Origin of the sequence: Bacillus mycoides (assembly GCF_001757995.1) — a bacterium.
Taxonomy (GTDB): Bacteria; Bacillota; Bacilli; order Bacillales; family Bacillaceae_G; genus Bacillus_A; species Bacillus_A mycoides_B.
Map to the genome: position 1 here is coordinate 76,038 of NZ_LXLV01000064.1, position 23,996 is coordinate 100,033.

Sequence of the window (23,996 nt, forward strand, 5' to 3'; positions counted from 1 at the left end):
TTTCATTTCTTCCAGCCAACGATACTTTTTAAGACCATATTTTTATAGACCATCACCTATAGTTTATTTCCCTCGTCTTTAATGATAGTAAAAAATATGTCATTCGCCAACCTTATCATACAAAAAGAAATGATCCTGACAAATAGGATCATTCCATTTTATCATATGCCTCAATAATACGTTGCACTAACGGGTGTCTCACAACGTCCGTTTGTTCCAATGTAATGAACGAAAGACCTGATACACCTGATAAAATATTAGCAGCAATAGAAAGACCTGACTTTACCCCTTTTGGCAAGTCTACCTGTGAGGGATCCCCCGTAATAACCATTTTAGAACTAAAACCTAATCGTGTTAAAAACATTTTTATTTGAACACCAGTTGTATTTTGCGCCTCATCTAATATAACAAATGAATCATCAAGAGTACGCCCTCTCATGTAAGCAAGCGGCGCAATTTCAATTACACCACGTTCCATCATGCGTTGTGTATATTCTTGTCCAAGAATATCATGTAGCGCATCATATAGTGGACGTAAATACGGATCTACTTTTTCTTTCAAATCACCTGGTAAAAACCCTAAGCTCTCTCCAGCTTCTACAGCAGGTCTTGTTAAAATAATTTTCTTTACATACCCTTGCTTTAAAGCTCTCACAGCCATTACTACGGCTAAGTATGTTTTCCCTGTCCCAGCAGGCCCTATTCCAAATACAATATCATTCTTTTTCATTGCATGAATATATCGTCTTTGCCCCATCGTTTTCACACGAATGGATTTACCTTTTGCTGTTTTAAAAATTTCCTCTTCATATAACTCTTCGAATTGAGCAATTTTCCCTTGTTGCCCAAGCTGAATCGCATACGCAACATCTCTTTCCGAAATTGATACACCTTTACGGATAACAACAAGTAACTGTTGTAAGATTTTTTCTACGAGCACCACAGTTTCATCTGCCCCAGATACACGAACAGATTCTCCTCTAGTCACAATCGATACACTAAGTTCTCGTTCAATTACTTTTAAATGAGCATCATTTACCCCAAAAAGAGCGATTGCTTCGTTGGGATTTTCCAATTGTTGGTTCATTTCTACTAATTGTTCTGCCATTACTCAGTCTCCTTGAATATCGGATTCAGATATTGGTTGTGGCTCTGCAATATTTTCAATCACTGTATAATGTAATGTGACCTTTAGGTGATCCGCCTCAACCTCTTTACTCAAAATGTTATCACTTACAATCATAGCATGTTCATCCAATTTTTTCTTCAGTTCTTTTTCTGCCATCTCTTTCGCTACTTTCATTGCTTGTTTTTCTGTATATTCTCGGTTCGCTTCTTCCTCTTCTCGTACAATATCTTTTTCATATGCAACTGGTAATGTAAATCCAAATAATTTCACATCATGTTTTACACTTTCAGTACGAGAGCGTTTATACTCATCCTGTTGAAATCCCCATATTTTTATTTTAGCACCCCAAAATTTAAGGAAATATTCATTATACGAATTACCAGTATACACTTGAAATTGCGTCTTTAACGGAACATCCACTTCAGATTTGTACCACGTTTCTCCATATACAATCCCTTTAGCCGAAACAACTGTCGGATTCTCCTCATTACCATACATCCCCGAGACAAGAAGTTGCCCCTTTTCTACATGGTCATTTTTCATGACAACAGGCTTCCCAACTTCCACAAATGTTTTTGTAATAATCCCTTCTTTTTTCGCTACTAAGTTTTGTGGCTGTTGTTCACTTTCTTTTTTCGGTTCATTTTTTTCAACAATCTTAAAATGATATGTTGTCCCTCTTATTTCTAATCCCGCCCAAGTAATCGCATTAATATTGTCTGTCAAATGACGTTGAACATCTTCTACATTCGGCATTTGGAACTGTAATTTTCCTTTTTTTATACCCATTTTGTCCAATTCCTTCATCAAGATATATTCCGTTTCAGGTTTTGCTCCTGTAATTTCAATTTTCCACACCATATTTGACAATGCGATCATTCCGAAAAAAAATATTAAAAACCCAATTAAAAATCCACTATTTTTAATTAAACGCTTATTCCAAAACGGAAAACCGTAACGTCCAATAAAATATAATTTACATTCATTTTTTCTATAAATTGGTTTTATCTTTTTCACATCTCGTAATAACATACAAAAAACTAACGTTTCATCAGCTATCTTCTTTACATCCCAAACGAGTAATTTCCTCCGCACACACTCGTTAACAAAGCGTTCCGCTCCTCTACCTTCAATTCGCACCTTTACATACCCAAGCCATTTTATAAACCATTTATTCTTCATAGACTATCTCCACTACCTTTCTAAAAGTAGATACACTACTTTTCAATTCAATTATCAAACTAGCTCGTACTAAAATTTTAATTAGTAGATTCCTTGACCCTCACTAATTATTAACCTTCACGATCCAGTTTTTTTACGTGGAACTCAATTCCCACCTATCCTCTTTGTACGAACCGAATATTGAGACCAGAACGTTACCACCTTACAAGATAACGAAGAAAAACTTCACAAACGGAAGTTTCTCCTCACTCCTCTTTCTTTTCATTTTCTAAAAACGTCACTTGTTCAATAATCCCTTCAAGCAACAGTTCTTCTGGAAGGATTGTTTTAATAACAAAGGATTGACCTTTAATTAATAATTGACCATGTTTCAATAGCAATCTTACCTCTTTATCTGAAAATACTAATAATCCTCGATGGTTTTCTATATAGATATGTACTTGCCCAACAAGCGTGATCCGAGGTAGATCCATTAACACATCCACTGGCAGGTCTATTTGCTTCGTTAACCAATTCTTCATTTGTTCTAATTTCTTCATCTCAAAAGACCCCCTCTCATCCCATATGTATGAAAAAAGAGCTTGTAATATCACGTCCAAACTGAAAAAAGCATAAAAAAACGTCTCATACGAAATGAGACGCTTTTTTATGCTAATAGCTGGATAACCAACTTATTCACTAGTGATCCGTCTGTTTTACCTTTTACTTTCGGCATAACAGCAGTCATCACTTTACCCATATCTGCTTTAGATATAGCACCAACTTCAGAAATAACTTGCTTAATTATATCCGCTAGTTCTTCTTCTGTTAATTGCTCCGGCAAATATGCGCTTAAAATCTGAATTTCACTTTGCAGTTTATCAACAAGGTCTTCACGACCAGCTTTTTTAAATTCAAGGAGGGAGTCCTTATACTGTTTTACTTCACGAGCTAAAACTGTTAATTCCTCTTCTTCAGTAAGAGTATGTTGCAGTTTAATACCTTCATTTTGTAAAGCAGCCTTAACCATACGAATAACGGTTAATTTTTCTTTTTGTTTATTCTTCATCGCTTGTTTCATATCATCGTTTAAACGACCGAGAAGACTCATAACTTACACCCTCTCTTAGAACTTACGCTTTCTTGCCGCTTCAGATTTCTTCTTACGTTTTACACTTGGCTTTTCATAAAACTCGCGCTTTCTTGCTTCAGCAAGTGTACCAGTTTTAGAAACCGATCTTTTAAAACGGCGAAGTGCATCCTCCAAAGACTCGTTTTTACGAACGACTGTTTTTGACATTCTCTTTCCCTCCCTCCGAAACATCACACTTACATACTAACTTCAGCATGCAAAAAGAAACACTTCTTCAGCATGTCTTTTACGATTATAATACATTTTATCACTTCAGGTCAACTATTTGGCAGAATAAAAGAAGAATTGATGCTCTTCCTTTTTCAAAAACTATGTTGATAGCCGTTATCTCTTCCCCTAAAAATAAATATATTTTTATCACTACATCTTTTTTATACAAGGATACGCTCAAAAACCAACCCTTTAACGAACAACCCACTGCATATTCTTTCAATACTTAACTTCTCCATGAATGAAAAAAAGCATGCAAACCCTTGTCGTTTGCACGCTTTTTATTATGCGCTTGCTGATTCTTTTTTTACATCATCTTCAAGAACACGAACAAATTGCGCTTCATTATATGGATAACCAGCTTTTGTAATTTTCACTTTCACTAGCTTACCAATTAATTCTTCAGATCCTTCAAACACAATTTTTAAGTAGTTATCTGTATAACCTACATATAACCCTTCACGATCACCATCTTTAAACGTCTCTTCCGGAATAATTTCAAGCACTTCACCTTCAAACCCAGAAGCATACTCTTTCGCTAATTGATTAGATAGCTCAATTAGACGATGAACACGTTCATTCTTCACATCTTCAGGAACTTGATCTTCCATACGTGCTGCTGGTGTACCTGTACGTTTTGAATAAGGGAAAACGTGTAATTCAGAGAAACGATTCTCTTTAATGAAATTGTACGTTTCCATGAATTCTTCTTCTGTTTCACCCGGGAATCCAACGATTACATCTGATGTGATCGCAAGACCTGGTAGTGCCACTTTCAAACGATCTAAACGCTCTTGGAAAAATTCCATCGTATACTTACGGCGCATACGTTTTAATACAGTATTAGATCCTGATTGCAACGGAATATGCAAGTGACGTACAACTACTTCAGATTTATCTAGTACTTCAATTACTTCATCTGAAATTTGACTCGCCTCTATTGAAGAAATACGAAGACGTTTCAATCCGCCTACTTCTGCTTCCATATCACGCAGTAATCCAGCTAAATTATAATCTTTTATATCTTCACCGTACCCACCTGTATGAATACCTGTTAATACGATTTCTTTATAGCCCGCATCTACTAATTGCTGTGCTTGTTTAATAACTTCTTTTCCATCACGAGAACGCATTAAACCACGCGCCCAAGGAATGATGCAAAATGTACAGAAGTTATTGCAACCTTCTTGTATTTTTAAAGATGCACGTGTACGGTCCGTGAAATATGGTACATCAAGCTCTTCGTATACACGTGTTTTCATAATATTGCGGACAGCATTAATTGGTTGACGCTCTTTACGGAACTCTTCGATGTATCCTAACATCTTCTCACGATCTTGCGTACCAACAACAATATCTACACCTGGAATTGCCATGATTTCTGCTGGAGATGTTTGTGCATAACATCCAGTTACACAAATTACCGCATCTGGATTTTGGCGTACAGCACGTCTAATTACTTGACGGCTTTTTTTATCTCCAGTATTTGTTACTGTACATGTGTTAATAACATATACATCAGATTTCTTTTCATATTCAGTTCTTTCATAACCACCTTGTTTAAACAATTGCCAAATCGCTTCTGTTTCATAGTGGTTTACTTTACAACCTAACGTGTGGAACGCAACAGTTGCCATTGATTATCACCCCATCAACTCAAAATGATAAGAAGCGGCACTTAACGCATAAAGCGGAGCCGTTTCTGTTCTTAAAATTCTTGGTCCTAAACTACATGGTACAAATTTATGTTCACGAAGTGCAGCAATCTCTTCCTCCGCTAAACCGCCTTCTGGTCCAAATACAATTAACAGCTTTTGACCTGGTTTAATCGTCGCTAAAGCTTTCGCAAAATTAGATTTCTCACCTTGTTTCGCTTCTTCTTCATACGCAACAAGACAAACATCATACTCGCTACTCATCGACAGCAATTGTTTAAACGATGAGGGCACGTGTACTTCTGGAATTTCACTTCTATGCGATTGTTCCGCAGCTTCTTTTACAATTTTTTTCAAACGCTCAATTTTTTTATCTGCTTTTTTCGCATCCCACTTTACAATAGATCGAGATGCTTGAAATGGTAAAAATGCAGCCGCCCCAAGCTCAGTTCCTTTTTGAAAAATTAACTCTAGCTTGTCTCCTTTCGGCAGTCCACTTGCAATCGTCACGAATACAGGAAGTTCGCTTGACGCCTCTATCCATTCTACAATAGTGGTATCCACAAATTCACTGGTAATTTCAGCAATTGAACACTCTGCTGTTTTACCATTTACACAGCAATAAATGTGGTCACCAGCTGACATACGCATCACTCTTGCGATGTGATGGACATCATCACCCATTATGCGAATACTTGTCTCATTTACATATTTCTCTTCTACAAAATAACGTTGCATATAATCACCTTAGTAGAGTTTCGTTCCTTTCGTAAGTGTTGACTTACGAAAAGAACGAAACGTTATCATTTTCATATAACAAACGGCAAGTCCCTCACCTTATATGGTAAGAGACTCCCCTGTTCTTTATAGACTAAAATCTATATTACGCATTTCGTGCAATAATTGCTACCCAATCTTCCATTCGAAGCACTTCTTCAATTGTAAATCCAGCTTTTTCTAACGCTTCAGAAATTAATTTTTCTTTCGCCCCAATAATACCAGATGTAATAAATAATCCACCTGGCTTCACAACTCTCGCCGCGTCTTCAGGGAATAGAAGAATAATTTCCGCTAGTAAATTCGCTACGATTAAATCAACTGGACCTTCAATACCTTCTAATAGACTATTCTGTCCAACATTGACAATGTCATCTGTTTTATTTAAGCGCACATTCATTTCTGCACTTTCAACTGCAACCGGATCTAAATCATACGCTTGAACAGAAGCCGCACCTAATTTTGCTGCTGCAATACTAAGTACCCCCGAACCTGTCCCCACATCGATCACAGTATCACCTGGCTGAACCGTTTTTTCTAACGCACGAATACACATCGTCGTTGTTGGATGAGTTCCTGTACCAAACGCCATACCCGGGTCTAATTCAATGATTTTTTCATCCGGAGAAGATGGTGTGTATTCTTCCCATGTCGGTACGATTGTGAATGTATCAGAAATTTGTACTGGATGGTAATATTTTTTCCAAGCAGTAGCCCAATCTTCTTCATCGACTTCGTTAATGGTAATATTTCCAGTACCAATTTCAATGTCGTAAGATGGAAGCACATCAATAGATGATTTTACACCCGCAATCGTTTCCTGTAAAGAATCCGTTTGCGGGAAATATGCTTTTACTAATACACCCTCTGCCGGGTATTCATCTGGGTTCAATGCATAAATTTCACCATATTGTTGCTCGCGCTCTTTCGTCAACTCCGCTGGATCCTCAATCGCAACTCCACTAGCACCAGCTTCATGTAAAATATGAGAGACAGCTTCTACTGCTTCTTCTGTTGTATGAATACTAACTTCTGACCATTTCACAATTTACCAACTCCATTTTTCATTTCCATTATTCCCCTTTGAAAGCACGTTTAAGCTTTCCGAATAAGCTATCATCCTGCTCTTCTTGCCCTGCAAATTCACGCAATAAATCTTTTTGATGTGAAGTTAATTTCGTCGGCACAACAACACGAACGACTACATATTGATCTCCTTGACCATATCCACGTACGTTCGGAGCACCTTTTCCTTTTAAGCGGAATTCTGTTCCTGTTTGTGTTCCTGCTGGAATTTTCAGCTTCACTTTCCCATGAACGGTAGGAACTTCTACTTCCGCACCAAGTGCCATTTGCGCAAATGTTAATGGCATTTCGCAAATAATATGATCCCCTTCACGCTCAAAGAATTCATGACTTCTCACATGAACAACAACATATAAGTCACCTGCCGGTCCGCCATTTACGCCTGCTTCACCTTTTCCAGATACACGAATTTGTTGACCATTATCGATACCCGCTGGAATTTTGACATTGATTTTTTTACGTTTACGAACTTTACCAGAACCATGGCATGTCGTACATTTCTCTTTAATCATTTGACCTGATCCTGAACAATGACCACAAGCTTGACGGTTTACAATACGCCCAAATGGTGTATTTTGTTCTACACTTACTTGCCCTGATCCTGAACAATGTTTACATGTTTCTTTTGAAGTCCCTGGTTTTGCTCCACTACCCTTACAAGTATCACATGGATCCTCCACTGGAATCTCAACATTTAATTCTTTACCAAAAATAGCTTCTTCAAAATCTAAAGTGACTTGATATTGTAAGTCAGCACCTTGGCGCGGAGCATTTGGATCACGACGTCGGCCGCCACCGCCACCAAAGAACGAACTAAAGATATCTTCGAAACCGAAACCACCGCCGAAGTCTCCTCCGCCACCGAAGCCTTGATTTGCACCAGCATGACCAAATTGATCGTACTGCGCACGCTTTTGATCATCGCTCAATACTTCGTATGCTTCTTGTACTTCTTTAAACTTTTCAATTGCATTTTCTTCTTTACTTACGTCTGGATGGTACTTTTTAGCCAAACGACGATACGCTTTTTTTATTTCATCTTTAGAAGCGCCCTTGCTAAGTCCAAGGACCTCATAATAGTCTCGTTTATTCATAAATTTGCAACCCCCGAATCTTTCACATAAACGTAATTTTAACATCGAAAGAAAGTGCTTTGCAACAAAGTTTCCTCACTTACAGTATGCAAAATAAAAAACTTTAGATCCTCACACATTTCTTCTTATTCGTGAAAAAAGCCAAAGCCAAGGCACGCTTGACTTTGACTTTTTGTCATCTTACTTATTTTATTTCACTGTATTACTTGTCTTCTTTTACTTCTTCAAACTCAGCGTCTACTACATTATCTTTTTTCGCGCCAGCGTCTTGTGCTCCTTGTGCACCTTCTGCTTGCCCTGCAGCCGCTTGAGCTTGCTCGTATAATTTAACAGTTAATTGTTGTACGATTTCTTGAAGAGCATCTTTTTTCACACGGATTTCTTCAAGTTCGTTTTTCTCGATTGCCGCTTGTAATGCTTCTTTCGCTTCCGTTGCTTTCGCTACTTCAGCTGCATCTACTTTACCTTCTAAATCTTTTACAACTTTGTCTGTTTGGAATACAAGTTGGTCAGCTTCGTTACGAAGTTCAACTTCTTCCTTACGTTTTTGGTCAGCGTCAGCATTTGCTTCAGCTTCTTGTACCATACGATCTACTTCTTCATCAGAAAGACCTGAAGAAGATTGGATTGTAATAGTTTGCTCTTTGCTTGTTCCTAAGTCTTTTGCACGTACGTTAACGATACCGTTCGCATCAATATCGAATGTTACTTCGATTTGTGGAATTCCACGTGGTGCTGGCGGAAGGTCTGTTAATTGGAAACGACCTAATGTTTTGTTGTCAGCTGACATTGGACGCTCACCTTGTAGTACATGAATGTCTACCGCTGGTTGGTTATCAGCAGCTGTTGAGAATACTTGTGACTTACTTGTTGGAATCGTAGTGTTACGCTCGATTAATTTCGTGAACACACCACCCATAGTTTCGATACCTAAAGAAAGTGGAGTTACGTCTAATAATAGAACGCCCTCTACATCACCAGTAAGTACGCCACCTTGAACTGCAGCACCTAATGCTACAACTTCATCCGGGTTTACACCTTTGTATGGCTCTTTACCAGTTTCACGTTTAATTGCTTCTTGTACAGCTGGGATACGAGTAGAACCACCAACAAGAATAACTTTATCTAATTCGCTTGGAGCAAAACCAGCGTCTTTTAATGCACGACGAGTTGGCTCTAATGTTCTTTCAACAAGACCAGCTGAAATTTCTTCGAATTTAGCTCTTGTTAACGTTAATTCTAAGTGTAATGGACCAGCAGCTCCAGCACTAATGAATGGTAATGAAATTTGTGTTTGTGTTACACCTGAAAGATCTTTCTTCGCTTTTTCAGCTGCATCTTTCAAACGTTGAAGTGCCATTTTATCTTGGCTTAAATCAATGTTGTTTTCTTTTTTGAATTCAGCTACTAAGTGATCGATGATAACTTGGTCAAAGTCATCTCCACCAAGACGGTTGTCACCAGCAGTTGAAATAACTTCGAATGTGCCGTCTGCTAACTCAAGGATAGATACGTCAAATGTACCGCCACCTAAGTCATATACTAAGATTTTTTGTTCTTCATCTTGTTTTTCTAAACCGTAAGCAAGTGCTGCTGCTGTTGGTTCGTTAATGATACGCTCAACTTCTAAACCAGCGATACGACCAGCATCTTTCGTTGCTTGGCGCTCTGCATCGTTGAAGTATGCAGGTACTGTAATAACAGCTTTCGTTACTGTTTCACCTAAGTATGCTTCAGCAGAAGCTTTTAAGTTTTGTAAAATGATTGCAGAAATTTCTTGAGGTGTATAATCTTTACCTTCAACTTCTACTTTATAGTCTGTACCCATATGACGTTTAACAGACATAATTGTATTTGGGTTTGTAATTGCTTGACGTTTCGCAACTTCCCCAACTTGACGCTCTTCATTTTTGAAAGCTACAACAGAAGGTGTTGTACGGTTTCCTTCTGGATTTGGGATAACCTTTGGTTCTCCACCTTCCATAACAGCTACACAAGAGTTTGTTGTACCTAAGTCAATACCGATAATTTTACTCATGGCGATTCCTCCTACTTTTATGTAAATTATTGATTTACTTTTACCATTGATGGGCGAATCACACGGTCTTTTAGTTTATAACCTTTTTGGAATTCCTCCACAACCGCGTTTGATTCAAATTCACTGTCTTCCACTTGCATAATAGCTTGGTGCTCATTAGGATCAAACTGTTTACCAACAGATTCAATCACTTCAACACCTTCTTTAGTCAACGCTTCTAGCAATTGACGATGCACCATTTCCATACCTTGTAACAAGGATTTCGTTTGCTCATCAGTTGCTTCCACTTGCATCGCTCTTTCAAAATTATCAAGAGCTGGCAAAATATCTGAAACTAAACTTTGTGCTCTATATTTTTCAGCAGCCTGTTTATCCATTTGGACACGGCGCTTATGATTTTCAAAATCAGCTTGTAGACGTAATGTGCGACTTTCCGTTTCCGTTAGTTTCGCTTGTAACTCATCTACTTTTTCTTGTAAAAGAGCAGCCTCACTTTTTTCTTCTACAGTTTTTTCACTGTTTTCTGGCGTGACAGCTTCTTCAACTTGCGCTTCTTTCACTTCTTCTACCACTTGTTCGTTACGCTCTTCCACAATTTTCACCTCCTTAAAAGGTATTAAGTATCATGTATAGCATGATTACCTAAGCATTATATATTACACACAGCAATGAAAATTTCATCACTTGAGCGAATGTATTACTCTCATTTACTTTTTAAGACCGTCTGTAAATTGTCTTGTAAATAACTGCAACAAACTAATTACACGAGAGTACTGCATTCTCGTCGGACCTAAAATCGCAATTGTTCCTAGTTGCTCTTCTCCAATCGAATACGTTGCAGAAATTAAACTACAATCTTCCATAGCTATCGAAGAATTTTCCCTACCAATTTTCACTTGAATACCAACTTGTTTATGACGCAAAATATCATAAAACTCAGCTTCGTTATCAATCATCGTCAGCAAGGACCTTACTTTTTGAATGTCATGGAACTCTGGTTGCGAAAGCATATTTGCTTTTCCTCCAAAGTATATCTTTTCCGATAAAGGAACTTGAAATGTACCATCTAACATTTTTATTGCACTATCGTAATTATGAACATACCCACGCAAGACTGTAACAATCTCTTTAAAGATCTTATTATGAAGTTCCGACATAGGTACACCCGATAGCTTTTCATTTAAAATATTAACCATTTTTTCTAAATCTGATAAATCAACAGATTCCGGAACGGTAATCGTTTTACTTTGTACATGCCCTGTATCCGTTACAATAATAGCGACTGCTGTTTGACGATCAAGCGGTACAATTTGTACGTTTTTAAGTTTATTTGTGCTTAACTTAGGCCCAAGAACAATGGCCGTATAGTTCGTAAGCTCTGATAAAATTTGAGCAGATTGCTGTGCAACTTTTTCTGCTTCAAAAATTCTTTCAGCAAATAAATCTTTAATTTGTACAATCTCATCGGTCGGTAAGTTTTGTGGCGCTAAAAGATGGTCTACATAAAATCGGTATCCTTTCTCAGAAGGAACACGCCCAGAAGAACTATGCGTTTTTTCAATAAATCCTAGTTCCTCTAGATCAGCCATTTCATTTCGAATAGTAGCTGAACTAAACGTAATTTCATTTTTCTTAGCCAACGTCCTCGACCCCACTGGTTGCGCTGATCCAATAAAGTCATCAATAATTGTTTGTAAAATTAAGAGCTGACGTTCCGTAAGCATCTCATCATCACCTCTGTTAGCACTCTTTGTCTTCGAGTGCTAAATCTATTAATAACTTACCAAAATTGACATTCAATTGTCAACGGAAACGTCACGAAATAATGAAACTTTTTCACGTTTATGGAACATTTAATCAGTCAATCAAAAATGACTGGAACACTTCATTCCCCAATAATTTTCCTTTTCGTGTTAAACGCACATATCCATCTCTCTCTTCAAGCAATCCTTGTTCTTGATTGCTTTGTAACTGCTTCGCGAAAACTTGATCCATCTCCACATTGAATTTCTTTTGGAACTCTATCTTGGAAACACCTTTTGTTTTTCGAAGTCCTAAAAACAACTCTTCTTCCATTTTTTCTTTCTCAGTCACTTCATGAACATCTAAATAAGGAAAGCCTGTTTCATCAATTTTCGTGAAATATTGCTTGAGCGGCCCTACATTTTGGATACGTTCCCCATTTACATAACTATGCGCTCCAGCTCCAAACCCATAATACTCTTCATTATTCCAGTATGTGAGATTATGTCTACTTTCATTATCACCTTTTGAGAAGTTGCTAATTTCATACTGGCTATAACCATGTTTCTCCATTTCATCCATTACCATTTCATACATTTTCGCTTCATGGTCTTCACCCGGAAGTCTCAACTTCCCTTTATTCATTAAGTTATAAAAGACTGTTTTCGGTTCCACAATTAATGAATATGCTGAGAAATGTTGTACACCAAGCGTAAAGGCAATGTCTAATGTTTCTTTTACATCTTCTATCGTCTGTCCTGGCAAAGCATAGATAATATCTACATTAATATTTGTAAAGCCCACTTCCTGCGCTTCTCGAATTGCTACAAATGCATCTTCCCTCGTATGTTTACGCCCAATCTTCTCAAGTAGCTCATCACGAAACGTTTGCACACCAAAACTAATTCGGTTTACTCCACCTTCTAGTAATAAGTTCAACTTCTCTTTCGGTAAGTCGCCTGGATTCGCTTCAAACGTTAATTCACAATTCGGAGCAAACGGACGCAAACGACGATTAATGATATCGAGTAGTTTTTTTGTTTGCTCCATATTTAATGCTGTCGGCGTTCCTCCACCAACAAAAATCGTTTTCATACTATCAAACGGTACTTTTTGAACCGTGTTTATTATTTCTTTCTCTAAATACTCTAAATATTGATCTACCGGCTGGCGTTCAATAAACACTTTATTAAAATCACAATAGTGACAAATATGCTGACAAAATGGAATATGAATATATGCAGCTTGTACCAAATATAACTCCTACCTTTCTAAAAAGAAAACCTCCGCGCTCCGGAGGGTCCTTTACTTTTATAACGTGTTACGAATTTGTTCCATTCGCATTTTTCCCCAATCATACATCATTTCAACGATTGGCAAAAGCGACATACCTAATTCCGTCATATAGTACTCAACTCGCGGAGGGATTTCCGGGTATACTGTTCGATCAATAATCCCATCCTCCATCAACTCTTTTAATTGATTCGACAACACTTTATGAGAAATGCTCGGGAATAGTCGCTGTAATTCACTAAAACGATGAGGCCCTTCCACACCGAGATGCCACAATATCACAACTTTCCACTTTCCGCTAATAATAGAAAGCGTCAGTTCCTTTTCACAATTAAAATTACCATTCTGTATTTTCTCTCGAATATCTTTTCGAATATTTTCGGACATTAATAATCTCCTAACTCTATATCAATCACTAAAAAGCTCTCTCACTATTGTAAATGAGAGATGATAAGATGTCTAAAAAGTACTTAGCATATAAAAAAGAAGCCGAACGAACGGCTTCTACTTTTATCACAATTGGTGCGGGCTAATAATTAGCGAAGAATAGAAAAATCCCCACTAATTATAGTTTCACTCTATTAGTTATCATCCATTTTCAGTACAGCCATGAATGCTTCTTGCGGCACTTCTACAGAACCAACAGACTTCATACGTTTTTTACCTTCTTTTTGCTTATCAAGAAGTTTACGCTTACGAGAAATGTCACCACCGTAACATTTTGCAAGTACGTTTTTACGCATCGCCTTGATTGTAGAACGAGATACGACTTTATTTCCGATAGTCGCCTGAATTGGCACTTCAAACTGTTGTCTTGGAATTAATTTCTGTAATTTCTCTACAATTACTTTACCACGTTCATACGCTGAATCACGATGTACAATAAATGATAAAGCATCCACTTGTTCATTATTTAAAAGAATATCCATTTTCACAAGTTTAGATGGTTTATAACCAATTAACTCGTAGTCAAATGATGCATATCCTTTCGTATTTGATTTCAATTGATCGAAGAAATCATATACGATTTCTGATAACGGGATTTCATATGTCAATGTAACACGTGTTTCATCTAAATATTGCATATCAATAAACGTTCCACGTTTCCCTTGGCAAATTTCCATTACAGCTCCAACATAGTCATTCGGAACCATAATTGCAGCCTTCACAAACGGCTCTTCTACACGATCGATAGACTGTGGATCTGGCATATTAGATGGATTATCAACAATAAGATCTTCACCGCTTGTTAAATACACTTTATAAATAACGCTTGGCGCTGTTGTAATTAAGTCAATCTTGAATTCACGTTCAATACGTTCTTGAATAATCTCCATGTGAAGCAGCCCTAAGAAACCACAACGGAAACCAAAACCTAAAGCTTGAGATGTTTCAGGCTCAAATTCAAGAGCAGAATCATTCAATTCTAGTTTTTCTAACGCATCACGTAAGTCGTTATAACGCGCAGAATCGATTGGATATAAACCACAGAATACCATTGGGTTTAATTTACGATATCCTTTTAACGGCTCTCCAGCCGGACGTTTCGCATGTGTAATCGTATCACCAACACGTGTATCGCCTACATTTTTAATAGACGCTGCCAAGAAACCTACATCACCTACTGTTAACTCGTCACGTTGCGTTGTTTTTGGTGTGAACACACCTACTTCTGTTACTTCAAATTCTTTTCCAGTTGCCATCATACGTACTTTATCGCCAACTTTTACCGTTCCATTTACAACACGGATATATGCAATTACACCGCGGTACGGATCATATAAAGAATCGAAAATCATACATTGTAACGGTTCTTCTGAATCACCTGTTGGAGCTGGTACCTTTTCAACGATTTGTTCTAAAATATCTTCAATACCAATGCCAGCTTTCGCTGAAGCAAGTACAGCTTCCGATGCATCTAAACCAATTACATCTTCTACCTCTTGACGTACGCGTTCTGGGTCCGCACTTGGTAAGTCGATTTTATTAATAACTGGTAAGATTTCCAAATTATTATCAAGCGCTAAATATACGTTCGCTAATGTTTGCGCCTCAATTCCTTGCGCTGCATCCACAACAAGAATTGCACCTTCACAAGCCGCTAAACTACGAGATACTTCGTACGTAAAGTCGACGTGTCCTGGAGTATCGATTAAGTGAAGAATATACTCTTCACCGTCTTTCGCTTTATACGTTAGTTGTACTGCATTTAATTTAATTGTAATACCGCGCTCACGCTCCAACTCCATAGAGTCAAGCAATTGCGCCTTCATTTCGCGCTGTGCCAACGCGTTTGTTTTCTCCAAAATACGGTCTGCCAACGTTGATTTCCCGTGGTCAATGTGAGCAATGATGGAGAAGTTACGAATTTTCGACTGTCTTTTTGCTCTTTCTTCTTTATTCATCTATGTTCTCAACTCCTAATAGTCTCGCCAATATACACTAGCACTGATTATATCAATAGAGCAGCAAAGATTCAATGAAAACTCGTGCTGCTTACAATACAAATCACTCTATCTATATCTTATGCGAACAAACCATAAGAGACAAACCTTTTTCAAATTAAAAGACAGCTCTCTTACAAACATAAGACAACCGTCCTTCCCGCTACCCTTAACTAAAAATTCCTTTTATTGCCCCAACAACTATATCCGTTCCAAACTTTGTCATATCACGAGCAACACTTGCTATCGCCATACCGATACCTTCTACAACATTAAAACTTCTTAAGCTTTCTAACTGTTTTTGTTTTTCAATAGCCGAAAACGTCTCTCTCGAAATTTCCGATTCAGCCCCAGCGCCTTCTGTTCCTGTCATATGAGCAATTTGTTCATATGACAGCTGACGATACCCCTTCATACTTTTCAGACCATGATTAGCGAGTCCCACTCCAGCTATCATCATAAGCAAACATAAGACTGTACCGCATATACATAACAGCGTAAATTGACTCAAACTATTTCTGCCTTTTTCCATCAATGTGTATATGCCCCTGTATTATCTTGATCAATCTGATGATGCAGCGCTGCATTTAAACCACTTGCTATTACATTTGCCATATCCTCAATAAACGCATCTACTTCTTTTGGGGTTACCATTAAATTATGACCAAGAGGCGATAACACTTCATAAATCAACTTTCTCTTTTCTTCTTCTTCTAACGTACCAATAGCTCCTAAAAACATATTTCGACTCTTTTCATCCGGCATATCTTCTTCTGTTAGTTTTTTCTTTTCTCCAAATGAAAATCCTGCTGGTAATAAAGACCGTGACGGCTTATGTCCCTCTTTCATCTCTCTTCCAAAGTGCTTCAAAATAAAATCGATCGTATCACTCGTAATAGAAACTGCGTCTACTACAGTTGGAACACCAATCGCAATAACAGGAATTCCTAATGTTTCTTTACTTAGTTCCTTACGCTTATTCCCAACACCAGATCCTGGATGAATTCCTGTATCAGAAATTTGTATCGTACTATTTACTCGTTCAATAGAACGCGCAGCTAATGCATCAATTGCGATGACAAAGTCTGGTTTTGTCTTCTCAATAATTCCGTAAATGACATCGCTCGTTTCAATCCCTGTAATTCCCATTACCCCTGGACGAATCGCACTAACAGGTCTAAACCCTTCTTCCACACTTTCAGGCTGCAATTTAAACAAATGTCTCGTCACCAATACGTTCTCTACAACTATCGGTCCGAGTGCATCCGGCGTTACATTCCAATTCCCAAGCCCGACGATTAAACAACTCGCTTCTTTTGAAACTCCAACCTCTTCTAAGAAATAAGAAAATTCTTTTGCAAAAATACGCTCTACCTTTTGCTGAAGTTCCGTATCTTGTTGTCGTATACCTTGCACCTCAAGAGTTAAATAATTCCCAGGTTTTTTCCCCATCGACTCAGATGCAATTTCATCAATAGTTACTTTTGTAATTGTAACTCCCTCTTCTTTCCTCTCTTTTACAATTACTCCTTGTATCCCTTTTTGTTCTTCTTGGCGCTCTTGCAGCATTTGGTGCGCCTCTACAGCAAGGTCAGTTCTAACACTATATTTACTTAAATCTAATGGTTCTTTCATCGTATCTCCTCCGTAATTCATAGTAAATATCGTTAGATTTCCCCAAGTTATATTAGGTCATTCTTTCCTTTACGTGAAATTTCATTGATATACTATTGCAATTCTCTTCACCGTTTGATAAAATATCACTTGTTCTATGTAAGAATCGAGTCATTCGATTGCACCAGGGAGGTGAAAAGTATGGCAAACATCAAATCTGCTATCAAACGCGCTAAACTTAGCGAAGAGCGTCGTTCACATAACGCTTCTATCAAGTCTGACATGCGTACTGCTGTTAAAACTGTAGAAGCTTTAGTTACTAATAACGATCTTGAAAATGCTAAAGAAGCTTTCAAAACTGCTTCTAAAAAACTTGACAAAGCAGCTCGTAAAGGTCTTATCCACCAAAACGCTGCAGCTCGTCAAAAATCTCGCTTAGCGAAACAAGTAAACGCGTAAGGCGTTTAAAAAACGATCCATTCGGATCGTTTTTTATATACACAAAAAAGTTCACGTACTAAGTACGTGAACTTTTTTGTGTCACTACATATGATTTAACCGCATTAAGAAAAACTCAAGCACAAGTTTCTTATCCATCTTTCCAGTCTTCATACTATAATCAGCTTCCGCTAATTCTATAATAACTTTTTTTAATTCTTCAAAAGAGAAAAATTTCGTTTGATTCATCGCCAACTTTACCCGGTACGGATGCACACCAATATGGGAAGCAATTTGATTTTGTCCGTAACCACGCTGTTGCAACTCTTTCACTTGATGTAGCAAGCGGAACTGACTTACTAATAACGCGAGCAGCTTAATTGGTTCTTCCTGCTGTGTAAATAATCCGTCTAAAATTTGCATCGCACCAGCGATATCTTTTTTTACCACTTTTTCCGTTAAAGCAAACACATTTTGCTCAACAGATTTCGGCACAAGTTCCGTGACAAGTTTTGGCGTAATTTCTCCGCCCATACCGACGTATAACGTTAACTTGTCCATTTCCTTCGCCAACATTGTTATATTACTTCCCACAAGCTCTAACAACAAACTAACAGCTGCATTATCAATATGCACATGCACCTCATCCGCACGAGAAACAATCCACTTCTGAACATCCTGCACTTGCATCGTATTTGCTTCTATTACATCCGCTGTTTTCTTTAGTAGTTTTGTAATTTTTTTTCGTTCATCTAATTTTTCATAAGGCGCAACAAAAACAAGAATAGAAAAAGGAGATGGCTCCCCAATATATTCTTCTAAAATTTTTATATTTTGTTCTAATTTTTCTTTTTGTGCCGTTAAAAATAATGGTGATTTTATTAATATAACTTTACGCTCTCCAAAAAAAGGAAGCGTACGCGCATCCTCAACTACATCTTCTAAATACACTTCTTCCAAATCGTATGTCACAACATTAAACTCTCGATCTTCCTCTTCAAGCGCTTCCGTTGTAATAAGTTTTATCGTTTCATTTATAAAATAGGCTTCCGTTCCATACAGTACATACAACGGAGCGAACTGTTTCTTTTTAATCTTCTTATGTATATCACTCATATTTTTTCCTACTCCCTAACTTGGCAATATATATTTATACTAATGCCCTAGCTTTTGTTTTACAAGTACAAAGGGACGGGCTTTATACCCCGCCCCTTTATTTATATAAAACGCCACGCAATAAGCCCCGGATTTCTTATTGGTGTGCGGTAATCACCTTCCCTTTATTATTTACAATAATAATCTTAGTATAAGTGCCAACTGTTAACATGATTGGAAATGAAAAATTCACGCTACTTAGCTAACTAGAAGAAGTGTACAAATACTCTATTTCGCTTCACATGGAAATTGTAGATTTTTTTCTGACAATATTTTATACTAAAATGGAATGTTGGGGAGGGATTCTAAATGAATGATTTTGAACAAAACGTTCAAAGTAAACGCAATGACGCTATTGATTCAGGGGTAGGATTTATCGTCTCATTTGGTTTTTTCGCAACACTTTTCATTATTGCAACTGTTATTAAATTCATCGGTTCTTAAAGGCTGCTGCTTAATGGCAGTCTTTTTTTCATCTTCTATGTGTTTCATCATATGTGATTTTACTTTGAAAGGTTCCTTTTTCTCCATTAAAAACATAGGAAATAGAACCTTGCTTATCCGTACGCCATATATCAATACCCATCTTCTCAAAACGCTCTATAACTTCCTTATGCGGGTGCCCATACCTATTACGCTCCCCCACAGAAATAATCGCTACACTAGGCTGTACAAGGCTTAAAAAAGGGTCTGTAGATGATGTTTTACTCCCATGGTGTGCAACTTTTAAAATATTAGCCCGCAAATCAGGATATGTCGATACTATAAACTTTTCTCCTTCTTCTTCTAAATCACCCGTAAATAGCCATGTTAGTCCTCCTAGTCTGGCCCATAGTACAATCGAAGAGTCATTTTCTCCCTTTTCTTTTCCTTTTGGAGCTAATACGAAAAATTCCGCTTCATTTACCCTCCAACCTTCCCCTTCTCCTACTACACTTATCTTCATGCTCTTTTCTAACGCCTTTTTCTTCACCAATCTTTCCAATACAGCATCTTGTTCCTTTCTCCCAAATACAACTTCTTTTACAATCATAGATGACAGCAAATCCAGCGCAGCACCTATATGATCCGTATCTCCATGCGTTACAATTAATTTATCAATCGTTTTTATACCTTCTTTTTGTAAAAAAGGAACAATAATATCATGCCCAACAGAAAATTCATGCTTTTTCTGTTGCCACGCTTCCTTCTTGACAGGAAGGGCTCCACCTGTATCAATAAGATAAACCTCTTTATCGTACGGGAGACGAATTAATATTGCATCTCCCTGTCCAACATCAAGAAATGTAACACTCCCACTTTCGCGAAAATATGGATATACATAATGACAAGTACTAATAAAAAGAAATACACCCACGACTATGCACAAAAATTTTTTCGTTATTACTCTTTCCCAAATCACAAATATACTAACGATACTAAAACAATATATAGCCACAAGAAGTAAAGGAGTTTGACCAAAAGTAAGTCGGATGAAAGGGAAACTTTCACAGTAACTTAGAAAATCATTAGAAATGGTTAAACATAATGAAAGTACATATGCAATTCCTTTTGCGAAAAATGGAATAACCGGCATACATATAAGAATAATAATGCTACACGGCAATACAATAATGGATAGAAAAGGAACATATATAAGATTGAGGAAAATACTATAAGGAGAAAAATAACCAAAATGATATAACAAGATGGGGGTACTAGCGAGCTGTGAAATTATAGAAATGTAAATAGAATTTCGAACTACTCCATTACTACGCCCTAATAATATCGGCGCAGATAGTAGTAAAGCAAAACTACCTACAAATGAGAATTGAAATCCAATGTTGAAAAGAAGATACGGATCGTATATAAGCATACATATAGCTGTTATACTTAAGGCGTCTAGACTAGATAAGCGAATAGAGCACATGAAAGCTACTAACAATAAAACTCCTGTTATAGAAGCCCTCACAACAGATGGCGATGCCCCAGCTATGATCATATACAGTGGAATGCAAACTATAAGGCATACTGTTGCTGTCTCTTTCGTCACACCGCTTCTTAGTAAAACAAAATACATTATAACCATTAATAATACGATATGCGACCCTGAAATTGCCAACAAATGTATAAGACCAAATTGTTGATATTGCTCTTCTACTTCAAACGTCATTTGTTGTCGATCTCCAAATAATAATGCGTTCATAAATGCACCTGATTGTTCTGGGAACATTTCTGTAACTTTCGAGATTGTTTGTTGCCTGAGAAGGAAAATCCATTGCACGAGTGACAACGATGTTTTTTGACATTCAGAAATGTATGTCACATCAAATATAAAATGTATTTTTTGCTGAAATAAATAATTACGATAATCAAAGACATGAAAATTCCGGGCAGTTTGTGGTTGTTTCACCTCCCCTTTAAATGTACACGATATACCTGCATGTAATTGTTGCAACTGCTTCTTTTCCGAAGCAGATTGTATTTTATAGTTTAACTGCACTAAGTTTTTATTCTGATCTTCAATTTGAAAAGAGAGACGATCCCCATTAATTAGAGGTGTATTTTGCACGACCCCTCGTGTAACTTCGTAGGGCTCCCCTAGCGGCTTATTTCGACTCTGAACATACGTGGTGTACATAGCGCCACTAAAACACGCTATCATACAAAATATGAAGGTTTTACGCGAAGTACGATATAAACAAAATAAAACATAACAAACGAAACAACAAGCAGTCAACAAATGCAATGCGGAAAAGGTAATTGCAATCCCAATTATAAACGAGATTGCAACATAGCCCCATTGTCCATTCAACTCATACTCACTCCTTATAGCATCATTTTCGCTTTAGTGAATACACGCTGTAATTCTTCCATTGATAAATTATCTTTTTCTAAAGCTGCGAATAATTCCTTTAGCTGCAAATGACGCTCTTGTTCCTCTAGCGATGTAATATCATATTCTAGCGGAACGTGCTTCACTGTTACACTCGCTTGTTCAAATAACTCTACGGCATACGGATGATTTTTATAATCCTGTGCATAATAAACTGCTGTAACACCACTTTGAATAATCGCCTTACAGCACTGCAAACAAGGAAAATGTGTGACATAAATTTCCGCTTCCTCTGTTTTTGCACCAAACTTCGCACATTGCAATAAAGCATTCATTTCCGCATGAATTGTACGAACGCAATGATTATCAATGACATAGCAACCATCGTCTATGCAATGTACACCACCCTTAATTGAGCCGTTATATCCACCAGCAATAATTCGTTTATCACGAACGATTGTCGCTCCTACCGCAAGCCTTGTACATGTACTACGTAAAGATAGTAGATGGCTTTGCGTCATAAAATATTGATCCCATGAAATTCGTTCCATATTTTTCACCTTCTTTTTTGTCTAATTGTAGTGTAGCGAAAAAAGAAAAACTTCGTCAATCTTTTACGGAATAATAATTTGATCTTTTATTTTCTCTAAAGACTTCGCACCAATCCCATCAATCTCCAATAAATCATCTATTTTCTGAAACGGGCCGTGTTCTTCTCGATATTTCAAAATACTTTCTGCCTTCCGAGAACCAATGCCTGTAATTTTTTCAAGTTGCTCTTTAGAAGCTGTATTTATTTGCACTTTACCCTCGCTTTTTGAAAAAGTAGCCCCTTCTTGCATTGGCTCATTCTTGTTAGGAACATAAAGAAGCATTTGGTCTTGGACCATTTGTGCCAAATTCACTTTCTTCATATCTGCATCCGGCAACAAACCACCAGCTTTTTCAACTGCCTCCTTCACCCGGTCCCCTTCCTTCATTTCATACACACCTTCTTTAAAAACCGCCCCTTTCACATCAATTATAATTATTTTTTTCTGCTCCTTTGTATCCAATACTTTCGGTTTAATTTTTTTCTCCACATCTTTCGCTTGAACTTCCGTTGTAATGAGCGTTTGCTCTGTATGCTGATTCGTTTTCCAGAAAAAAAGAAAAATGATAGTTCCAATAATAGCTACTAATCCCAACCATTTTTTCGGAAAATCCCACATCATTTTACACCTCTAATCATAAATTTATAACATCATTCATATTGTTTAGGAGAAAGCTGTTACGAAGGAGGGATGAAACATTGAACATAGGAATTATAGGGACAGGGAACATGGGGAATATACTAATCGATGCATTTTTAGAAACCCGTGCTGTCAAACCTTCGTGCCTTACTATTATTAATCGGACGCCTGCCAAAGCATATCATATAAAAGAAAAATACCCTTCTGTTCATATAGCCAAAACAATCCAAGAGGTAATCGAACAATCCCAGCTTATTTTCATTTGCGTAAAACCGATAGATATATACCCTATTCTACAAAAATACGCTGAACATTTTTCAGACGAAAATTGCTTAGTTTCTATCACAAGCCCCATATCTCCATCACAATTAGAAACAGTTATACCTTGCCACGTCGCTCGTATCATTCCAAGCATCACAAACCGCGCCTTATCCGGCGCATCACTATTTACATTTGGAAATAACTGCTCTCTAGAATGGCAACAAAAACTACTTCGTCTATTCAAAAACATTTCTACTCCCCTTGTTATAGAAGAAGATATAACGCGCGTTTCATCTGATATAGCAAGCTGCGGCCCTGCTTTTTTTAGTTATTTATTACAATGTTTCATTAACGCTGCTGTAGATAAAACAAATATTACACATGAAGAAGCCACTACTTTAGTAAGTGAAATGGTCATTGGAATGGGGAAATTACTTGAAAAAGAAATTTTCACATTACCTACTTTACAAGAAAAGGTATGCGTTAAAGGCGGTGTTACAGGAGAAGGTATTCGTATTTTAGAAGAGCACGTTGGGGATATGTTTCATAAATTAATCGAACGGACACATGAGAAATTTGATGAAGATTTAAAATGCGTTGAGCAGCAATTCAATAAACACACATAATAAATACGCCATCATAATCCCAAACCCTTTTTATTAACACTTATCTTTTTCATGCTACATTTCCACTAAAAC

Annotated in this window: 25 protein-coding genes; 3 read left to right on the forward strand and 22 right to left on the reverse strand. The window is 37.3% G+C overall.

The features are described 5' to 3' along the window. Positions 1-148: 148 nt before the first annotated feature. The 18 genes from BWGOE10_RS21575 to gpr form a co-directional block, all read right to left on the reverse strand. Complete coding sequence (locus BWGOE10_RS21575; protein ID WP_002015189.1) at positions 149-1,108, reverse strand: PhoH family protein; 960 nt, start codon at positions 1,106-1,108, stop codon at positions 149-151. Between the two features lie 3 nt (positions 1,109-1,111). After that, on the reverse strand, positions 1,112-2,311 hold the full coding sequence (gene yqfD, locus BWGOE10_RS21580; RefSeq protein ID WP_070144893.1) for a sporulation protein YqfD: 1,200 nt from the start codon (positions 2,309-2,311) through the stop codon (positions 1,112-1,114). A 245-nt stretch (positions 2,312-2,556) separates the two neighbouring features. Continuing rightward, positions 2,557-2,850 carry a sporulation protein YqfC gene (gene yqfC, locus BWGOE10_RS21585; RefSeq protein WP_002088680.1) on the reverse strand — a complete coding sequence of 98 codons (294 nt, stop codon included), beginning with the start codon at positions 2,848-2,850 and terminating at the stop codon, positions 2,557-2,559. A 107-nt stretch (positions 2,851-2,957) separates the two neighbouring features. After that, entirely contained in the window at positions 2,958-3,401 is a 444-nt protein-coding gene (locus BWGOE10_RS21590) for a GatB/YqeY domain-containing protein (RefSeq protein WP_070144894.1), read from the reverse strand. A 15-nt stretch (positions 3,402-3,416) separates the two neighbouring features. After that, on the reverse strand, positions 3,417-3,590 hold the full coding sequence (rpsU, locus tag BWGOE10_RS21595; RefSeq protein ID WP_000048061.1) for a 30S ribosomal protein S21: 174 nt from the start codon (positions 3,588-3,590) through the stop codon (positions 3,417-3,419). A gap of 100 nt (positions 3,591-3,690) precedes the next feature. Then, on the reverse strand, positions 3,691-3,876 hold the full coding sequence (locus tag BWGOE10_RS32970) for a hypothetical protein (protein ID WP_070144895.1): 186 nt from the start codon (positions 3,874-3,876) through the stop codon (positions 3,691-3,693). A gap of 61 nt (positions 3,877-3,937) precedes the next feature. Next, positions 3,938-5,290, reverse strand: coding sequence for a tRNA (N(6)-L-threonylcarbamoyladenosine(37)-C(2))-methylthiotransferase MtaB (gene mtaB, locus BWGOE10_RS21605; RefSeq protein WP_070144896.1), 1,353 nt, complete (start codon positions 5,288-5,290; stop codon positions 3,938-3,940). Between the two features lie 6 nt (positions 5,291-5,296). Continuing rightward, on the reverse strand, positions 5,297-6,046 hold the full coding sequence (locus tag BWGOE10_RS21610) for a 16S rRNA (uracil(1498)-N(3))-methyltransferase (protein ID WP_070144897.1): 750 nt from the start codon (positions 6,044-6,046) through the stop codon (positions 5,297-5,299). Positions 6,047-6,191: 145 nt separating this feature from the next. Then, positions 6,192-7,130, reverse strand: coding sequence for a 50S ribosomal protein L11 methyltransferase (gene prmA / locus BWGOE10_RS21615; RefSeq protein ID WP_070144898.1), 939 nt, complete (start codon positions 7,128-7,130; stop codon positions 6,192-6,194). 28 nt (positions 7,131-7,158) lie between these two features. Beyond that, positions 7,159-8,265, reverse strand: coding sequence for a chaperone protein DnaJ (dnaJ, locus tag BWGOE10_RS21620; protein WP_070144899.1), 1,107 nt, complete (start codon positions 8,263-8,265; stop codon positions 7,159-7,161). 202 nt (positions 8,266-8,467) lie between these two features. Further along, complete coding sequence (gene dnaK, locus BWGOE10_RS21625) at positions 8,468-10,303, reverse strand: chaperone protein DnaK (protein WP_046957566.1); 1,836 nt, start codon at positions 10,301-10,303, stop codon at positions 8,468-8,470. A 26-nt stretch (positions 10,304-10,329) separates the two neighbouring features. After that, positions 10,330-10,896 (reverse strand): nucleotide exchange factor GrpE, encoded by a 567-nt coding sequence (gene grpE, locus BWGOE10_RS21630; RefSeq protein ID WP_070144900.1) that lies wholly within the window; start codon positions 10,894-10,896, stop codon positions 10,330-10,332. A gap of 114 nt (positions 10,897-11,010) precedes the next feature. Continuing rightward, positions 11,011-12,027 (reverse strand): heat-inducible transcriptional repressor HrcA, encoded by a 1,017-nt coding sequence (hrcA, locus tag BWGOE10_RS21635; protein ID WP_070144901.1) that lies wholly within the window; start codon positions 12,025-12,027, stop codon positions 11,011-11,013. A gap of 133 nt (positions 12,028-12,160) precedes the next feature. Then, a complete protein-coding gene (gene hemW, locus BWGOE10_RS21640; RefSeq protein ID WP_070144902.1) occupies positions 12,161-13,300 on the reverse strand; it encodes a radical SAM family heme chaperone HemW in 1,140 nt (379 codons plus the stop codon). Positions 13,301-13,357: 57 nt separating this feature from the next. Next, entirely contained in the window at positions 13,358-13,726 is a 369-nt protein-coding gene (locus tag BWGOE10_RS21645) for a winged helix-turn-helix transcriptional regulator (protein WP_070144903.1), read from the reverse strand. A 194-nt stretch (positions 13,727-13,920) separates the two neighbouring features. Next, positions 13,921-15,744: an elongation factor 4 gene (gene lepA, locus BWGOE10_RS21650; protein ID WP_070144904.1), complete on the reverse strand. Its 1,824-nt coding sequence runs from the start codon at positions 15,742-15,744 to the stop codon at positions 13,921-13,923. A 208-nt stretch (positions 15,745-15,952) separates the two neighbouring features. After that, positions 15,953-16,315 carry a DUF3679 domain-containing protein gene (locus BWGOE10_RS21655; RefSeq protein ID WP_070144905.1) on the reverse strand — a complete coding sequence of 121 codons (363 nt, stop codon included), beginning with the start codon at positions 16,313-16,315 and terminating at the stop codon, positions 15,953-15,955. After that, complete coding sequence (gpr, locus tag BWGOE10_RS21660; RefSeq protein WP_070144906.1) at positions 16,315-17,418, reverse strand: GPR endopeptidase; 1,104 nt, start codon at positions 17,416-17,418, stop codon at positions 16,315-16,317. The genes BWGOE10_RS21655 and gpr overlap by 1 nt, the downstream gene beginning before the upstream one ends. Before the next feature lie 180 nt (positions 17,419-17,598). Here gpr and rpsT point away from each other — a divergent pair, with 180 nt between their 5' ends. Continuing rightward, complete coding sequence (rpsT, locus tag BWGOE10_RS21665; protein WP_002122607.1) at positions 17,599-17,856, forward strand: 30S ribosomal protein S20; 258 nt, start codon at positions 17,599-17,601, stop codon at positions 17,854-17,856. An 84-nt stretch (positions 17,857-17,940) separates the two neighbouring features. Here rpsT and holA read toward each other — a convergent pair whose 3' ends face one another. After that, positions 17,941-18,951: a DNA polymerase III subunit delta gene (holA, locus tag BWGOE10_RS21670; protein WP_070144907.1), complete on the reverse strand. Its 1,011-nt coding sequence runs from the start codon at positions 18,949-18,951 to the stop codon at positions 17,941-17,943. 348 nt (positions 18,952-19,299) lie between these two features. Here holA and BWGOE10_RS21675 point away from each other — a divergent pair, with 348 nt between their 5' ends. Next, complete coding sequence (locus BWGOE10_RS21675; RefSeq protein WP_000997609.1) at positions 19,300-19,434, forward strand: YqzM family protein; 135 nt, start codon at positions 19,300-19,302, stop codon at positions 19,432-19,434. A 28-nt stretch (positions 19,435-19,462) separates the two neighbouring features. Here the strand turns inward: BWGOE10_RS21675 and BWGOE10_RS21680 are convergent, their stop codons facing one another. The 3 genes from BWGOE10_RS21680 to BWGOE10_RS21690 all read right to left on the reverse strand — a co-directional run bounded on the left by BWGOE10_RS21680 (position 19,463) and on the right by BWGOE10_RS21690 (position 23,019). Further along, complete coding sequence (locus BWGOE10_RS21680) at positions 19,463-21,784, reverse strand: DNA internalization-related competence protein ComEC/Rec2 (RefSeq protein ID WP_070144908.1); 2,322 nt, start codon at positions 21,782-21,784, stop codon at positions 19,463-19,465. Between the two features lie 14 nt (positions 21,785-21,798). After that, complete coding sequence (locus BWGOE10_RS21685; RefSeq protein WP_002088698.1) at positions 21,799-22,356, reverse strand: ComE operon protein 2; 558 nt, start codon at positions 22,354-22,356, stop codon at positions 21,799-21,801. A gap of 63 nt (positions 22,357-22,419) precedes the next feature. Continuing rightward, positions 22,420-23,019: a helix-hairpin-helix domain-containing protein gene (locus BWGOE10_RS21690; protein WP_070144909.1), complete on the reverse strand. Its 600-nt coding sequence runs from the start codon at positions 23,017-23,019 to the stop codon at positions 22,420-22,422. 77 nt (positions 23,020-23,096) lie between these two features. Here BWGOE10_RS21690 and comER point away from each other — a divergent pair, with 77 nt between their 5' ends. Then, positions 23,097-23,924 (forward strand): late competence protein ComER, encoded by an 828-nt coding sequence (gene comER, locus BWGOE10_RS21695; RefSeq protein ID WP_070144910.1) that lies wholly within the window; start codon positions 23,097-23,099, stop codon positions 23,922-23,924. Positions 23,925-23,996 lie beyond the last annotated feature (72 nt).

Excerpts from the sequence above, each read along its gene's own strand:
- BWGOE10_RS21575 (WP_002015189.1), bottom strand. The coding sequence starts at position 1,108 with ATGGCAGAACAATTAGTAGAAATGAACCAACAATTGGAAAATCCCAAC.
- yqfD (WP_070144893.1), bottom strand. The coding sequence starts at position 2,311 with ATGAAGAATAAATGGTTTATAAAATGGCTTGGGTATGTAAAGGTGCGA.
- yqfC (WP_002088680.1), bottom strand. The coding sequence starts at position 2,850 with ATGAAGAAATTAGAACAAATGAAGAATTGGTTAACGAAGCAAATAGAC.
- BWGOE10_RS21590 (WP_070144894.1), bottom strand. The coding sequence starts at position 3,401 with ATGAGTCTTCTCGGTCGTTTAAACGATGATATGAAACAAGCGATGAAG.
- rpsU (WP_000048061.1), bottom strand. The coding sequence starts at position 3,590 with ATGTCAAAAACAGTCGTTCGTAAAAACGAGTCTTTGGAGGATGCACTT.
- mtaB (WP_070144896.1), bottom strand. The coding sequence starts at position 5,290 with ATGGCAACTGTTGCGTTCCACACGTTAGGTTGTAAAGTAAACCACTAT.
- BWGOE10_RS21610 (WP_070144897.1), bottom strand. The coding sequence starts at position 6,046 with ATGCAACGTTATTTTGTAGAAGAGAAATATGTAAATGAGACAAGTATT.
- dnaJ (WP_070144899.1), bottom strand. The coding sequence starts at position 8,265 with ATGAATAAACGAGACTATTATGAGGTCCTTGGACTTAGCAAGGGCGCT.
- dnaK (WP_046957566.1), bottom strand. The coding sequence starts at position 10,303 with ATGAGTAAAATTATCGGTATTGACTTAGGTACAACAAACTCTTGTGTA.
- hrcA (WP_070144901.1), bottom strand. The coding sequence starts at position 12,027 with ATGCTTACGGAACGTCAGCTCTTAATTTTACAAACAATTATTGATGAC.
- BWGOE10_RS21645 (WP_070144903.1), bottom strand. The coding sequence starts at position 13,726 with ATGTCCGAAAATATTCGAAAAGATATTCGAGAGAAAATACAGAATGGT.
- lepA (WP_070144904.1), bottom strand. The coding sequence starts at position 15,744 with ATGAATAAAGAAGAAAGAGCAAAAAGACAGTCGAAAATTCGTAACTTC.
- BWGOE10_RS21655 (WP_070144905.1), bottom strand. The coding sequence starts at position 16,315 with ATGGAAAAAGGCAGAAATAGTTTGAGTCAATTTACGCTGTTATGTATA.
- gpr (WP_070144906.1), bottom strand. The coding sequence starts at position 17,418 with ATGAAAGAACCATTAGATTTAAGTAAATATAGTGTTAGAACTGACCTT.
- rpsT (WP_002122607.1), top strand. The coding sequence starts at position 17,599 with ATGGCAAACATCAAATCTGCTATCAAACGCGCTAAACTTAGCGAAGAG.
- holA (WP_070144907.1), bottom strand. The coding sequence starts at position 18,951 with ATGAGTGATATACATAAGAAGATTAAAAAGAAACAGTTCGCTCCGTTG.
- BWGOE10_RS21675 (WP_000997609.1), top strand. The coding sequence starts at position 19,300 with ATGAATGATTTTGAACAAAACGTTCAAAGTAAACGCAATGACGCTATT.
- BWGOE10_RS21685 (WP_002088698.1), bottom strand. The coding sequence starts at position 22,356 with ATGGAACGAATTTCATGGGATCAATATTTTATGACGCAAAGCCATCTA.
- BWGOE10_RS21690 (WP_070144909.1), bottom strand. The coding sequence starts at position 23,019 with ATGATGTGGGATTTTCCGAAAAAATGGTTGGGATTAGTAGCTATTATT.